At 48.9% G+C, this 14183-nt stretch carries 16 protein-coding genes; all 16 read right to left on the bottom strand.

The window, feature by feature from the left end:
- Positions 1-280: 280 nt before the first annotated feature.
- Positions 281-1819: an MDR family MFS transporter gene (locus AC6B99_RS20060; RefSeq protein WP_496664062.1), complete on the bottom strand. Its 1539-nt coding sequence runs from the start codon at positions 1817-1819 to the stop codon at positions 281-283.
- Positions 1820-1979: 160 nt separating this feature from the next.
- Positions 1980-2726 (bottom strand): DNA repair protein RecO, encoded by a 747-nt coding sequence (gene recO, locus AC6B99_RS20055; RefSeq protein ID WP_056029308.1) that lies wholly within the window; start codon positions 2724-2726, stop codon positions 1980-1982.
- 56 nt (positions 2727-2782) lie between these two features.
- Positions 2783-2941, bottom strand: a complete 159-nt coding sequence (locus AC6B99_RS20050; protein ID WP_081418577.1) for a YqzL family protein — start codon at positions 2939-2941, stop codon at positions 2783-2785.
- A 106-nt stretch (positions 2942-3047) separates the two neighbouring features.
- The gene (gene era / locus AC6B99_RS20045) at positions 3048-3971 is read right to left on the bottom strand and encodes a GTPase Era (RefSeq protein WP_056029311.1); all 924 of its coding nucleotides are present in this window, start codon (positions 3969-3971) and stop codon (positions 3048-3050) included.
- The gene (gene cdd / locus AC6B99_RS20040) at positions 3971-4417 is read right to left on the bottom strand and encodes a cytidine deaminase (protein WP_056029315.1); all 447 of its coding nucleotides are present in this window, start codon (positions 4415-4417) and stop codon (positions 3971-3973) included. The genes era and cdd overlap by 1 nt, the downstream gene beginning before the upstream one ends.
- 21 nt (positions 4418-4438) lie before the next feature.
- On the bottom strand, positions 4439-4810 hold the full coding sequence (locus AC6B99_RS20035) for a diacylglycerol kinase family protein (protein ID WP_496664061.1): 372 nt from the start codon (positions 4808-4810) through the stop codon (positions 4439-4441).
- Positions 4810-5307, bottom strand: a complete 498-nt coding sequence (gene ybeY, locus AC6B99_RS20030; RefSeq protein ID WP_056029321.1) for an rRNA maturation RNase YbeY — start codon at positions 5305-5307, stop codon at positions 4810-4812. The genes AC6B99_RS20035 and ybeY overlap by 1 nt, the downstream gene beginning before the upstream one ends.
- Positions 5304-7562, bottom strand: a complete 2259-nt coding sequence (locus AC6B99_RS20025; RefSeq protein ID WP_056029324.1) for an HD family phosphohydrolase — start codon at positions 7560-7562, stop codon at positions 5304-5306. Before AC6B99_RS20025 ends, ybeY begins: the two co-directional genes overlap by 4 nt.
- Before the next feature lie 17 nt (positions 7563-7579).
- Positions 7580-8551 (bottom strand): PhoH family protein, encoded by a 972-nt coding sequence (locus AC6B99_RS20020; protein ID WP_056029326.1) that lies wholly within the window; start codon positions 8549-8551, stop codon positions 7580-7582.
- A 6-nt stretch (positions 8552-8557) separates the two neighbouring features.
- A complete protein-coding gene (gene yqfD / locus AC6B99_RS20015) occupies positions 8558-9751 on the bottom strand; it encodes a sporulation protein YqfD (protein ID WP_496664060.1) in 1194 nt (397 codons plus the stop codon).
- Between the two features lie 12 nt (positions 9752-9763).
- Positions 9764-10042 (bottom strand): sporulation protein YqfC, encoded by a 279-nt coding sequence (gene yqfC / locus AC6B99_RS20010; RefSeq protein WP_046229917.1) that lies wholly within the window; start codon positions 10040-10042, stop codon positions 9764-9766.
- A gap of 173 nt (positions 10043-10215) precedes the next feature.
- Positions 10216-10758 (bottom strand): YqfB family membrane protein, encoded by a 543-nt coding sequence (locus tag AC6B99_RS20005; RefSeq protein WP_494858379.1) that lies wholly within the window; start codon positions 10756-10758, stop codon positions 10216-10218.
- Positions 10759-10813: 55 nt separating this feature from the next.
- On the bottom strand, positions 10814-11806 hold the full coding sequence (floA, locus tag AC6B99_RS20000; protein ID WP_056029336.1) for a flotillin-like protein FloA: 993 nt from the start codon (positions 11804-11806) through the stop codon (positions 10814-10816).
- Positions 11807-11848: 42 nt separating this feature from the next.
- Positions 11849-13243, bottom strand: coding sequence for an NfeD family protein (locus AC6B99_RS19995; protein ID WP_235533028.1), 1395 nt, complete (start codon positions 13241-13243; stop codon positions 11849-11851).
- 213 nt (positions 13244-13456) lie between these two features.
- The gene (locus tag AC6B99_RS19990) at positions 13457-13900 is read right to left on the bottom strand and encodes a GatB/YqeY domain-containing protein (RefSeq protein ID WP_046229920.1); all 444 of its coding nucleotides are present in this window, start codon (positions 13898-13900) and stop codon (positions 13457-13459) included.
- Between the two features lie 15 nt (positions 13901-13915).
- Positions 13916-14089 (bottom strand): 30S ribosomal protein S21, encoded by a 174-nt coding sequence (gene rpsU, locus AC6B99_RS19985; protein WP_046230300.1) that lies wholly within the window; start codon positions 14087-14089, stop codon positions 13916-13918.
- Between the last annotated feature and the right edge of the window lie 94 nt (positions 14090-14183).

Genomic DNA, 14183 nt, shown 5'->3' with positions numbered 1-14183 from the left:
TGAAGCAGGTGAAGCAGTGCTGCTTAACAATGGGAACCCCCTTTCTATCTTGAAAGCCAGAAACTGAATAGTAAGCGCTTACAAGATGGAATTGATTATACATCTATTTGTAAACTTTGGATAGTATTTTCTTTTTTTGCGTGCCCGGAAAAATAAAGCTTACATCCGTTGCAAAGCTGCAGAAGGCTTTAGCATCCTCCCACACTACAAGTACAGCTGCCTCCATTTTTACAATAAAAAAGGAGCAGACCCAAGGCCTGCTCACTATCCCTGTTATATCTTATTTCCCCTTCGCCAATTTTCCTGCCTGCATCCGTTCCCGCTCAATTAGTTCTTTCATCGAGGCATTGCCCATCCATAGGACACAAGCAAGCGCCAGCACGGCTGGAACTATGGACCACATAAACGTTGTGGAAATCGAATGAGACAGCGCGCTTATAATTTTATCCATCACTTCTGCCGGAATCGACTCCCGTTTTTCAGGGGTCAGAATTTGCCGGACATTTTCAGTAGGGAGCGCCGCGCCGCCACTGCCGCCTGCAAAAGCATCGCTCATGCCATTCGTGAAGCTATTGCGCTGAATAATCCCAAACACCGTAATGCCGACCGTCATCCCGAAGGAACGAATAAACGACATTGTAGCATTAGCAGACCCTCGCTGCCTCATATCGAAGCTGTGGATGGTAGACATCCCGAGCACTGAGAACGAGAAGCCGATGCCAAAGCCCGTAATGAACATAAAGAAAGCAAGCGTCCATTTGGTCGTTTCGGGACTGATCGTTGAGAGCAGCATAATGCCTGCAATAAAAATAATGGCGGACAGCACCATAACGTTGCGATAAGGCATTTTATTAGCGAGAAAACCGCCCATTTGCGCTGCGAATACCGAGCCTAATGTCATGGGCAGCAGCATCAGTCCAGAGCTAGTAGCCGTACCTCCGTACACCCCTTGCACAAAAATCGGAATGTACAATGCGGCCGTAATAAAGGCTGCGCCATAAAATAAGGCTGCTCCCGTACTTGCGCCATACAATCGCACACGGAACATTTTGAAGGAAATAATCGGTTCAGCCGCCTTGCGTTCAACAAATATGAAAATAATAAACAAAATGGCGAAGATCGCGAACAGCCCTAAAATTTGGGCAGAATCCCAAGCGTATTCATTGCCGCCAAGCTCAAGAGCGAACATTAAGCTGACAATCGAGCCTACCAGTGTTGCGGCCCCCCACCAATCAATTTTCTGCTTGGAATGCTCCATCGATTCCTTGTAAAACAATAAAATAAACAACATAGCTACAATTCCGAATGGAATATTAATATAAAAAATCCAGCGCCAGTTAATATAATCGGTAAAATATGCACCAACGAGCGGGCCGAACAAGCTTGACGTACCGAATACGGCTCCAAACAAGCCGCCCATTTTACCGCGCTTTTCAGCGGGAAATACGTCGAAAACAATCGTGAAGGCAATCGGCATCATGGCGCCGCCACCGATACCTTGAATAGCCCGGTAAATACTAAGCTGTGTGATCGACTCTGCGGTTCCGCATAAAACCGATCCCAGCAAAAACAAGAAAATGCCTAATACAAAAAAACGTTTCCTTCCGTACATGTCGGACAGCTTGCCGAAAATCGGCATTCCCGCCATCTCTGTTACCAAATAAGCGGAAGTGACCCATACAAATTTGTCCATACCGCCTAGATCGCTTACAATCGTTGCCATAGCCGTTGATACAATCGTATTATCGATCGATGCAACGAAGATAGCTAGCAGCAATCCCGCTACGACGAAGCCAAGTCTACTTTGAGCCGCAGACATGAAAAATTCCCCTTTGTAATGATGTGAAATGCTTGAAAAGCTCTAGTTGTGGTGTATTGCCGTGCGCTGCTCAGCTTTGTTATTATAAACAATCCCGTCCTGGAGTCCTATTGGACGAGAGAACGAATAAACGCTCGGTCCAGGGACCGAACGCCATTTTTTATAAGCTATATTTATCAAGCTGATCCAGAAAACCGCGCGACTTCAGCGGAATGCCAATATGCAGATCCATCAGCATACGCATTACCTTCTTAAGCTCTTGCTTCGTTTCTGGCTTGACTTGAATAGAACCAAGCCTGCGCAAATCCATTCGGACAAACAATCGCAGCAGCTTATACGCTGCTTCAGACAATACGATGCCTTGGGGGTCTTTGTGACCGCATCGGCGGCATAATACACCGCCTGCGGCTGCACTAATTCGGAAGGGAGTCTCCTCACCGCCGCATTCCACACAATGATCCAGTACAGGCGCATACCCTGACATATCCAGCACTCTCATCTCATAAAGATGAGACACAATCTGCGGGTCCTTCCCCTCCACCAAGCCGCTTAAATAAGCCTTCAGCTGCTCGAACAGAAAAGAACTGGTATCCTCCTCCTGCATTGCCCTATCCGTTAATTCTGCCGCATAGGAAGCGTAAGCAGTCAGCTCCAGCTGTTCGCGGAGTAGATGGTTGGACGCTAAAATTTCACCATGATTCAGCGTACCAAGTCCGCTAGTGCGAAAAAAAGTAAATTCCGCGTATGTAAAGGGCTGCGCGAGAGAAGCGTGCCTGCTCCGAGCCTTCTTCGCGCCGCGTATCAATATCCCTACCTTGCCATTCGTATTCGTCAGCACATTGATTATTTTATTATTTTCCCCATAATCCATGCTGCGAATAACGATGCCTTCCAAACGATACAGCATAATGAAACTCCCCCGTGACCGGCTTAAGACAGTCAGAAGGCTGCGCGCCCACTGAACTAAGGAGAAGCTTCTTCTAGCTCGGATGCCCATTCCTGGTCATCACCGAGCATTGAGTTAGGATGATCCGCTTCTCCAAGCTGATCCATTTCCTTGTAGAGCATATAAGACTCCACATCACCGGTCAATGTAAAATACTTCCACGAAAAATTCCGCAATCGTATCAACCCTTTCCGCCTCGGAAATGCTGCTCCAGACGGTATTAGATTGCGTTGATCGCATGAATGTTATCCTTAGCAATTTACGTCAAATTAGAAGCGGCCTTTAGTCGTTTCTAAAGCCTAAGTCTTTAAGCACTCTTTCCTGGTTGCGCCAGTCCTTCTTGACCTTGACCCAAAGCTCAAGGAACGTACGGGAGCCCAGAAGCGCTTCAATATCACGGCGTGCCAGCTTGCCAACTTCCTTGAGCAAGGCACCCTTCTTGCCAATAATAATACCCTTCTGGGAGTCGCGCTCGACATAGATGACACAGCCAATGTAGACAACGCCATTTTCCTGCACCTTCATGTCCTCAATCGCAACCGCAATGGAATGCGGAATTTCCTCACGCGTCATATGCAAAATTTTCTCGCGCACCAGCTCCGTTACAACGAACTGCTCGGGATGATCCGTAATTTGATCGGCAGGGTAATATTGCGGTCCTTCAGGCAAATAACGGATTAGCTGATCCATAAGGGTTTCCACGTTATTTCCTTGAAGTGCAGAAATTGGAATAATTTCCGCAAAATCATATAAATCTTTATATTGCGTAATAATCGGCAGCAGCTGCTCTGGATCGATTTTGTCGATTTTGTTCAGCACGAGAAAAATCGGCGTCTTGACCTTTTTAAGCTGCTCGATAATAAAACGGTCGCCGCCGCCAATGCCATCGGCTACATCAACAAGAAACAGGGCAGCTTCGACTTCTTGAAGCGCGCTTTGCGCGGTTTTCATCATGTAGTCGCCAAGCTTGGACTGCGGCTTGTGAATGCCCGGCGTGTCCAAAAATACAATTTGTGTATTGTCTTTCGTATATACGCCATGAATTTTGTTGCGTGTCGTTTGGGGCTTGTCCGACATAATGGCAATTTTTTGCCCGATCAGGTGATTCATCAGCGTGGACTTGCCCACATTAGGTCGGCCGATGATGGCTACAAAGCCGGAACGAAATTTGCCGTTTGTACGGTTGTCAGTTGTAGGTGTACTCATTAGGCTTCAGCTTGCCCCTTTTTCAATACCATTGGTGTAAATGCTCCAGGCAGCAAGTCAGAGACGGTCGAAATCGACCAGTTGCCCCGCAGATTGCCCATAATAACTGGCGTATCCGGGTAAAGCAGCTCAACGAGCACCTGGCGGCAAATTCCGCATGGCGTAATAGGTTCTTCCGTATTTCCAATAACCGCAATCGCTTGAAATTGTCCTGGCTTTTTGCCATCGGCAATCGCCCGGAACATAGCAGTGCGCTCCGCGCAGTTGCCCGGACCATAAGCAGCATTTTCGACATTGCAGCCATAGTGGACATGCCCGTCGTTGTCTAGCAGGGCAGCGCCGACATTAAACTTGGAATAAGGCGTATAGGCCCGCATCATCGCCTCTCCTGCCTGATTAAGCAAAGCTGCATAATTTTCTTGCAAACCTTCGTAAGTAACTGTCATTTATTGTTGACTCCTTTAAAATTACTGGCGTCCCGCCGTTATGGCTTGCCATAATGGCGGGCCAAGAATAATAAAACCAATGAAGACGGCAAAGCATGCTGCCAGCAATACAGCACCAGCAGCAACATCTTTTGCCGTCTTAGCGAGCGCATGGCGCTCCGGACTTGCAAGATCTACAACTTTTTCCACCGCTGTATTGACCATTTCTGCTACGATAACGATCGCCATCGTGAGCAGCAGCAGTGCCCATTCCATACGTGTAAGCGATAGAAAAGCGCCAAACAGAACGACCGCAGCAGCGACCAGCACATGAATGCGCATATGGCGTTCATTTTGCACGCCAAATACGATGCCCGCCCACGCAAATCCTAAACTGCGTATAAACTTTTTCATTAACGCGACAAGCCTGCCTTCGAAAGCACTGCTTCCTGCTTGCTCGTCATCACTGCCTCATCGCTTTCCGTCTCGTGATCATAACCGATTAAATGCAGAAAACCATGAACAAACAGGAAGCCGATCTCCCGCTCAAGCGAATGGCCGTACTCCTCGCTTTGCTCAACCGCTTTCTCTACGGATATAACAATATCGCCCAGCATGCCCGAAATAGGATCAACCTCATCTTCGCTTTCCACTTCAAAAATAATGTCCAGCTCATCCGTTCCATCATCCTGCATCGCAAATGATAAAACATCAGTAGGACGATCAATGTTGCGGTAGTCGCGATTCAACTGATGAATTTGCTCATTATCGGTAAAAGTCAGCGTTACTTCGCCCGTTGTCATGCCTTCCGCTTCGCCAGCCAATTGAAGCAATTGCTCCAACCGGGTGATCCAAGCTTCGGGAATGTCTACCTTATCCTGCTCATTGCTATAATCCAGCTGCAAACTCATGCTAAACGCTCCTTTGACTTAACATCCTCAGGGTACTCAATTCGGGAGTGAAAAATCCCGATTACGCTTTCCTTGAGCGACTGTGCGATCTTATCCAGCTCCTTGAGCGTCAAATCGCATTCGTTGTATTGATTGTCATCCAGCCTGCTTTTGATGATTTTGTTGATCATCGCTTCTACCTGCTCAACCGTAGGGCTGCGCAGGCTGCGGACAGCTGCTTCCACGCAATCGGCAATGCCGACCACAGCGGCTTCCTTCGACTGGGCCTTCGGGCCAGGATAGCGGAAATCATCCTCCGTAAAGGAAGGCTCCTCCCCCTGCTCCTCAGCCTGCTTAAGCGCCTTGTAATAAAAGAATTTCAGCGACGTCGTGCCATGATGCTGCTCGGCAATATCACGAATAGGCTTCGGTATATTATGCGCCTTAAGCATATCCACGCCGTCCCGCGCATGGGCGCAAATAATCGACCGGCTAAGCTTTGGATCAATCGAGTCATGCGGATTTTCCATATTCGTCTGATTTTCAATAAAATAATTCGGCCGCTTCGTCTTCCCAATGTCATGGTAGAACGAGCCTACACGGCAAAGCAGCCCGTCCGCCCCGATGGACTCAGCCGCAGCTTCCGACAAATTGCCGACCATGACGCTGTGATGGTACGTTCCCGGCGTCTCGGTAAGCAGCTTGCGCAGCAGCGGATGGTTCGGGTTAGACAGCTCGACAAGCTTGAGCGCCGACAAAATGCCAAAGGTCACTTCAAAAAACGGCATAAGGCCAATCACCAGCACAGCTGTCAGCAGGCCGCTTGCAAAAGCAAAGCAAAGCGAATACACAAGCGGCCCTTGATCCAGACGCTCCGTCAGCAGCATGAGCGCAAGAACGGAAAACGTGCCGAACAGGCTGACCATAATGCCTGCCTTTAAAATCGTCGATCGCTGGCTTGCTCGATGTATCGAGAAAATAGCCGCGACGGAAACGACGATAATAACAAAGCCGTATTGGAAATCAAAAATTTGATTTTGCCCCGTGCCCGAATTCAGCACAATGCTGCCGATAATCGCAAACAAAATCGAGCTGATTAATGCCAAATGCATATCCAGCAGCAGCGTAATCAGCATCGTCCCGAGCGCCGCTGGAGCAAGGAAGCCGACATACGGGATTTCATCTGTCTGGATTAATGAAATAATGATCATCACCACGATGTTGATCAAATAGATGAGCCACAGCATTAAAATTTGCGCATTATTATATTTCGGCTTCAGGCCGGAAATGCCGCCTGACTGATGCAAATAGCTGTACATCGCCGTGATGAACAAAACGGACAAAATCAACAGGCCAAGCTGCGGCCAATAATTGCGTTTATCCTGCAGCAGTGCCGAATCCTTCAGCAGCTCATACATTTCTGGCGTGATGACTTGCCCGCGCTTGACGAGAACGTCGCCTTCCTTGATAACGACCTGAGGCGTGTTTTTCTTCGCCTGGATTTTCGCTTCATCCGTCGCTTCCTTATCAAGAAAGCGGTTCGGCATAATGGAGAAACGCGCCAGCTCCTGCACAATTTCACGGCTAGTCCGGTCGGAGAGGGAGCTTGCGTTCACCAGCTCCGCCACACGGGTACGCGCAGCATCCGCACTGCGGAGCTGCTCGCTCATTAGCTTGCGTACAATCTCCTGCGCAACCTGGCGCATTTCCGTAATTGACTCTACCGACATGCGCGGCATTTTATAAAATGTTTCCTCAGAAATCGCGTATTCCTGCTCTTTAATAACGACCGCCATCTCATCGAGCAGCGTATCGCTATAAGTGCCATTGCCTTTATTTACCTTGACGTAATTATCGACAAAATCGGGATACCTGCCGGGAATTTCATTGCGGTAAATATCGATTTTATTTTGCGTCGTAACCTGATCATCCTGATTCAACTGCTCCATGCGCGAAAAAATCTCGCCCAGCAGCAGCTCGCTGCGCAGCGCGACGTTCGAATAGATCGCATCTACGCGGTTCGCCGCTTCCTCCTGCGCCTGCAGCGTCGCCTTGCTGTCCGGTATTTGATGGGGAGCGACGATATCCTTCTCGCTGGCTACGCCCTCTTGAATATCATACGTTTCCGGAACGAGATGCGGAGAGAGACTGAAATAAAACAGCAACACAAATAATAACATGAGCACGAAGCGGACAGCTACGCTCTGTTTCCACCCCGCAGCCTTGGAGCTCTGCAGGTTCCCCTGTTTACCGGAATGATTCTGGTTCTGGTTCATGGAGCGGACATTCCTCTCTATGCTTTGTTCTCAGCGTCCTGATTGTAGGCGACAATGATTTTCTGCACTAAGGAGTGACGGACAACATCCTGCTCGGAAAAAAAGATAAAGCCAAGTTCGTCTATGTTTTGCAAAATCCGCTGTGCCTCTATTAAACCCGAGTTTTTCCCTCTTGGCAAATCAATCTGTGTCACATCGCCGGTAATAACCATCTTTGAGCCGAAGCCTAGACGTGTCAAAAACATTTTCATTTGCTCCGGCGTCGTATTCTGGGCTTCATCCAAAATAATAAAGGAATCATCAAGGGTCCGTCCCCGCATATACGCAAGCGGAGCAACCTCAATGGTGCCGCGTTCAAAAGCCTTTACCGTCTGCTCAGGTCCCAGCACATCATGCAGGGCATCATAAAGCGGACGCAAATAAGGATCGACCTTCTCCTGCAAATCGCCGGGCAGAAAACCGAGATTTTCGCCTGCCTCGACAGCTGGCCTTGTCAGTATGATTCGCTTCACCAATCCCTGCTTCAAGGCGGCTACGGCGAGCACGACAGCCAGATAGGTTTTTCCTGTGCCGGCTGGTCCAATTCCGAATACGACGTCATGCTTGTGAATCGTCTTTACATAATGGCGCTGGCCAATCGTTTTAACCCGAATGGGCTTGCCGCGAAACGTAGTTGTAATTTCAGCCTTGAATAAATCAAGAAGCTCTTCTGCCTGCATCGTACGGGCCAAATCAAGCGCATACATCATGTCCCGCTCTGAAGGCATGTAGCCGCCCCTTACAAGCTGCAGCATGACGCTGAACAGCTGCTCAAGCGAGCGTACCTCCTGCACAGCACCAGAAATGACGATTTCTGCCTCACGAGATGTGATCGAGGACTCGCACTGCGCCTCTACCAGCCTCAGGAACTTGTCCTGCGGGCCAAATACCGCTAATCCTTCTCCCGCGTTTTCCAGCGGAATTCTGACGACTATTGTTTCATTTAGCAAACAACCTCAATCTCCTTGCATCTGGACTAGTGGCATCTCTTTCACAATCGATTGCTCTACTTCAAAAAGAACTTTCATATAAACTTTACCATTCTCCGTCTTTTCATGCAAAACAATTTCATCCCGGATGACCGCATCGCTGCCTGCTTTTGTCATTACATTCGCTTTCGCCTGCAAAATTCCACCTGCGCGCGCTTCATCCGCTGATAATTTAAGCTCTTCCGTATGCACTTCCATTACCGTCTGCTTCATCCGTCCGAAGGGCAGGCTTATGCTTTTAAAGTTCGTCTTGTCCTCCTCCACGATCGTCTCCGACTGCTCGTACGGATTTTTGCCGTAGCCGCTCACCTGCAGCGCCCTGCCGCCAATGACCACATACCACTTCTCCTTCTTTTCCCCCGTATACGCTTTAACCTGCTGCGACATCGGTGAAGCAATATTAAATTCATACCAGACCAGCCCGCGAACTGAGCCCTTTGCCACAACCGACTGCATATATGCGCCGCCGCCCAGCGTACCTGAAATCAACGTTTGTCCTTTTCTGACCTTCGTGTTTTTCTTTACGACAGCACGACCGCGTTCCGTATAAATTTCCGTAATGACCGCATCAGCAGAAGCAATGAGATGGCGAGGATTTTCCAATTCGCGATGATCAGGCTCGGTCGTTTCCGCGACTTGAATGATGATTCTTGTTCCTCTTTTCTCCACGCCGATCCATGTTGCTTTCGGCAGCTTGTTGACGAGCCTTTTTGAAATAATATCCGTATCCGCCAGGCGGAATGACCATTGGAGCGGGAAAATCCCCTCCTGCCGCGCCGCCTCAACAATTTCCTCCTCCGTTAATTTCACGTTGCCCTTAACCTCAACCGACCATATAAGCGAGGAGAGCAAATAGATGCCAATAAAAAATAACGCAATGCCTGCGATGAAAAATTTTCGTTTTTCAAGCCTTGCTAACCAAAACGGCATCCCTTGCCGCTTTACGACATGCGCCCTACAGCCTGTCTCCTTTAAAAAAGGCTTCAAGCGAAAATAACCACTCAAAGGCACATCAAACTGCAGCTTGCCATCGCCCGTCCAACCGATGGACGCAAGCTGCAGCCCCCCTTCCAATGCCCGATTTACAAGCTGCTCAGGTTGTCCGCCCCTGATAGTTACTGTTACGACGCCGAGTACCCAGTCCGACCATTTCAGCTTCAAGCCGCTCCCCTCCTACTCCCGCAAGGCTATGCCCGTAATTTGACCTTCGATAAAAACCTCTTCTGTCCAAATCGTCCGAATCACTAGCGAGCTGCCCGTCACTTCAAGCTCGCCCTTGCTGAGCGCGAGCCTAAGCTGCTCGCTGGAAAAATGAATGACACCGCGATGGTTCTCAATATATAACTGGCGATCGCCGATCATCGTCAGCCGGGGAAGATCATAGACGACATCCTGGGGCAAATCCAGAATATCCGCTGTCATTTTGCGAAGTTTGCGTTTTAAACGGTTCATAGGTAAAGGATCGTCCCCCTTATCACGCTCGCCAGACGTTAAATATGACACAAGGCCCATTATCGTACTATATCAAGCTATGCGCGGGGTGATGACTTTATGAAAAATAGCGCAGCCCTCAGTCATCCTTAATGGATTTCTGAAAGCCGCGCTATTCAAAAATAAAGCTTATATTATCTGACTTTGCCATAAGGACGCTTCGATTTCGGCGGGCCCAATATTTCGGACCAGATGACCGCTTTGCGAAGCTCCTCCGCGCTCAAAGGCGCTAACCGAGTGTCAGCAGCAGCCTCAGCCTCGCTGCTAGCCCGATTGCTGCGCCCTGCAGCGGCTTCGCGCTGCTGCGAGGCCGTTATAGGCACTTGCTGCTTCTGCTTGCTCTCAAGCGCTCTGGCGAGCTCTGACAGGTGGCGCTGCTTCTCACGCTCAGCCTCCTCCTCCGCTTGGCGGTAGGAAATCGACCGTTCCTCATAATCATCGTTATCCTCCCATTCCGGGTAAGCCTCTCCCTGATCATATCGACCGGACTGATGCTGATGCACCTCTGTCCCCTGCTGCGGATAAGCAGCATCGGCCGTGCTTTGACCATTAAAGTCCGGCATCCGCGGATTGGTCCGCTTTTTCGCACTGACCCGATTGAAAATCGACAGGAGAAAGCCGCCGACAATAACGACGAAATAAATATTTTTCGTAATAAACTCTATTACATGTTCCACTGGTTCAGATTCACCTCCAGGGTAAGCAGCTACGCCCGTGCTTTATTTGCCATCTTTAATTGTCATTTTTTTCGGTTGGGGCGTCGCTCTTGCCGATGGAATTACGCATTTGTGTATCCGACTCCAGGTTTTTCAGGTTCAAATAGTCCATGACGCCGATTTTGCCGTTTTTGAGTGCTTCCGCCATTGCAACTGGCACTTGCGATTCGGATTCCACAACCTTCGCCCGCATTTCAATTACGCGCGCCTTCATCTCCTGCTCCTGCGCTACCGCCATTGCCCGGCGTTCCTCCGCTTTCGCTTGAGCAATCCGTTTGTCAGCCTCCGCTTGCTCCGTTTGGAGATGGGCGCCGATGTTTTTGCCTACATCAACGTCAGCAATATCAATTGACAAGATTTCGAATGCTGTACCAGCATCAAGCCCTTTGCCAAGCACCGTACGGGAAATCATATCCGGATTTTCAAGAACGTCTTTATGAGAATTTGCTGAACCAACCGTCGTAACGATACCTTCGCCGACACGGGCAATAATCGTCTCTTCACCCGCACCACCGACTAGACGCTCGATGTTGGCACGTACGGTAACACGCGCTTTAACTTTAACCTCAATACCGTCTTTCGCTACTGCTGCAACAGTTGGTGTTTCAATGACACGTGGATTAACGCTCATTTGCACCGCTTGAAGCACATCACGGCCAGCAAGGTCAATGGCAGCCGCACGCTCGAATACGAGCGGGATATTGGCGCGCTGCGCCGCAATCAACGCATTGACGACGCGGTCAACGTTACCTCCTGCGAGAAAATGGCTTTCCAACTGATTAATATTCAGCCCCAAGCCAGCTTTCGTTGCTTTGATGAGCGGATTAACAATCCGGCTCGGAACAACCCGGCGCAAGCGCATCGCAACGAGCGTAATAATACCGATACGCACACCCGACGCCAATGCTGAAATCCAGAGCATAATTGGAAAAAAGCTCAGGAAGACGGACAGCGCAATAATAACAATAACCGCTATAATCAATATAGATACAACCGGATCCAGACCCATTTATAAATACCTCCATTGCTTTAGTAAAGCGCTGAATTGCGCTTATGTTAGGCTATTTACTGTCTCTTTTACAACGACCCATGTTCCTTCTGCCTTAATAACAACAACGCTAGCTCCAGTCGAAATAAACTCGCCTGATGTGACGACATCAATCCGCTGATCGCCGATTTGCACGGTTCCAGCTGGCCTCAGCGGAGTAAGCGTAACCCCAACAAGTCCGAGCAGGCTGTCCTTTTCATCGGCGGATACATATCCTTCTTCCTTCGTCAGCTTATCGCGAAGAATGAATTTGTTCCAAATTCCTCTATGTCTATATTTTCTGAAAATATAATACATCACAAGAACAGCCACTACGAGTGCCGTGACCAGCGAAATAAATGCTGTCATCGGATCGGATGCCGCGGTAACTACACCAGCAACAAGCGCTGCGCCGCCTAGCAGTCCCAAAATACCGAAGCTTGGAACAAATACCTCGATAATAAGCAAAGCCAAACCTATAACGAAAAGAACAATCGATTCCATGCCTGCAAACCCGGCAACATAATGACCGAAGAAATACAAGCTGAAGGAGATAATGCCTAATATGCCCGGTACACCGAAGCCCGGCATCAGCAGCTCAATTACAACGCCCGCAATGCCAATTATGAGCAGCACCGTCATCACATACGGATTAACGAGCCAGCGTGACACTTTCTCAGCAAGCGAGGGCTCAAACGAAATGAGCTGCTTCTGATCAAGCTTCAGCCATGTAATAGCTTCTCCTACAGAAGCTGCGATATGCTCAGCGTAACCGCTAGCCAGCGCCTCATCGGCGGATAGGGACAATATTTCCCCAGCCGGTTTCTCTATGCCTGCTTTCGGCAAGCTAAGCGCCACCGTCGTGTCAACCATCGCAGCTGCAATGTTCGCATCCCGGCCACCCAGCTTTGCAGCCTCCATCATCGTCTTCGTCCAATAGGAGACGATCTTCGGGTTGTCAATCAATTGCCCTCCGCCATCAACGACAGCAGCAGCGCCAATTGTGCTTCCCGGCTCCATGACAATATTTTGCGCATTAAGCGCAATGTAAGTACCTGCCGACACCGCTTTTCCCTCAATATACGCGGTTGTTGGAATGGCGCTTTTCCGGATGACCTCCCCGATCTCCTCTGCGCTCGTCACTTCTCCGCCGAACGTGTTAATAACGAGAACGACACGTTCCGCCTTTGCCTCAGCCGCGTCTTTGTAAGCGCGCTCCAAAAATGACTTAAGTCCACTCTCAATCGTCTGTTTGACTGGAACAATGTAGACTGCTCCTCCAGCTTCATCCGCCGCAAGCTGCTGTGCCTTTACAGGCTGCATACCGACAAACAGGCCGCTGCCCAAGGCGACAACCAATGCTGAGAAAACAGCTAATTTCGCCCAGAAAGCGGTTTGGCGCCATTTTTTTATATTCAACCTTCCACCCCTCCTTTATAACCATTATATTCGTTATTACGATGGATTACCCTGAAACGTTGCAAAATAAGCCTAAATAGCTTACACCACCTTATGGGGACGTACATATTTTGAGCTATAACAGGCAGCTTTTAACGAGTATCCGTTTAAAAATAACTGTATTAAAAAGCAAAAAACACCCCTTGGAAGGGATGTTTTCGTCCGAACATATCGTTATTGCAGAAATTGTTGTACGAGCTGATTTACTAGTTTACCGTCAGCGCGCCCTTTCGTTTTTGGCAACAAGGCGCCCATGACTTTCCCCATCTCGGCTTTGGAAGAAGCACCGAGTTCATGGATGGTCTGCGTTACTATCGCTTTTATCTCTTCTTCGGTCAGCTGCGTGGGAAGGTATTGACTAATAATTTCAATTTCTGCGTTAAGACCTGTTACCAGGTCCTCACGGCCGGCTTTGCTAAATTCTTGGAGGGAATCTTTACGTTGTTTGATCTCACGACTTAGGATATCAAGCATTTCACTGTCGTCCAAAGGACGCTTCAAATCAATTTCCAAGTTTTTAGCTGACGCACGCATCATACGAATGGTTGTAAGCCGGAACTTGTCCTGATTCCTCATGGCCTGCTTCATATCGTCGTTCAATCTTTCGCTCAGGTTCATTATACTAGGAGCCTCCTAAAACTTTCTCTTACGAGCAGCCTCGGACTTCTTCTTACGCTTTACACTCGGCTTTTCATAATGTTTGCGTTTCTTAACCTCAGCCAACACGCCATCTTTAGCGATAGAACGTTTAAAGCGGCGAAGTGCAGAGTCAATGGTTTCGTTTTTCTTAACCTTAGTTTCAGACACAAGTTTTCCCTCCCTCCGAAACAGACCGTCCAGAGCATTAAACACGGTTTATCAAACTCCATTATAAGTCAAAACAAAATACAGTGTCAACTCA

The organism is Paenibacillus liaoningensis (assembly GCF_059609455.1).
This window is presented reverse-complemented; position numbering and strand designations above follow the sequence as displayed.

Bases quoted from the DNA above. Each gene is read 5' to 3' on its own strand.
- AC6B99_RS20060 (WP_496664062.1), bottom strand. From the start codon at position 1,819: ATGTCTGCGGCTCAAAGTAGACTTGGCTTCGTCGTAGCGGGATTGCTG.
- ybeY (WP_056029321.1), bottom strand. From the start codon at position 5,307: ATGAGTTTGCAGCTGGATTATAGCAATGAGCAGGATAAGGTAGACATT.
- AC6B99_RS19990 (WP_046229920.1), bottom strand. From the start codon at position 13,900: ATGAACCTGAGCGAAAGATTGAACGACGATATGAAGCAGGCCATGAGG.
- recO (WP_056029308.1), bottom strand. From the start codon at position 2,726: ATGCTGTATCGTTTGGAAGGCATCGTTATTCGCAGCATGGATTATGGG.
- yqfC (WP_046229917.1), bottom strand. From the start codon at position 10,042: ATGAACCGTTTAAAACGCAAACTTCGCAAAATGACAGCGGATATTCTG.
- cdd (WP_056029315.1), bottom strand. From the start codon at position 4,417: ATGACAGTTACTTACGAAGGTTTGCAAGAAAATTATGCAGCTTTGCTT.
- era (WP_056029311.1), bottom strand. From the start codon at position 3,971: ATGAGTACACCTACAACTGACAACCGTACAAACGGCAAATTTCGTTCC.
- floA (WP_056029336.1), bottom strand. From the start codon at position 11,806: ATGGGTCTGGATCCGGTTGTATCTATATTGATTATAGCGGTTATTGTT.
- AC6B99_RS20025 (WP_056029324.1), bottom strand. From the start codon at position 7,562: ATGAACCAGAACCAGAATCATTCCGGTAAACAGGGGAACCTGCAGAGC.
- AC6B99_RS20035 (WP_496664061.1), bottom strand. From the start codon at position 4,810: ATGAAAAAGTTTATACGCAGTTTAGGATTTGCGTGGGCGGGCATCGTA.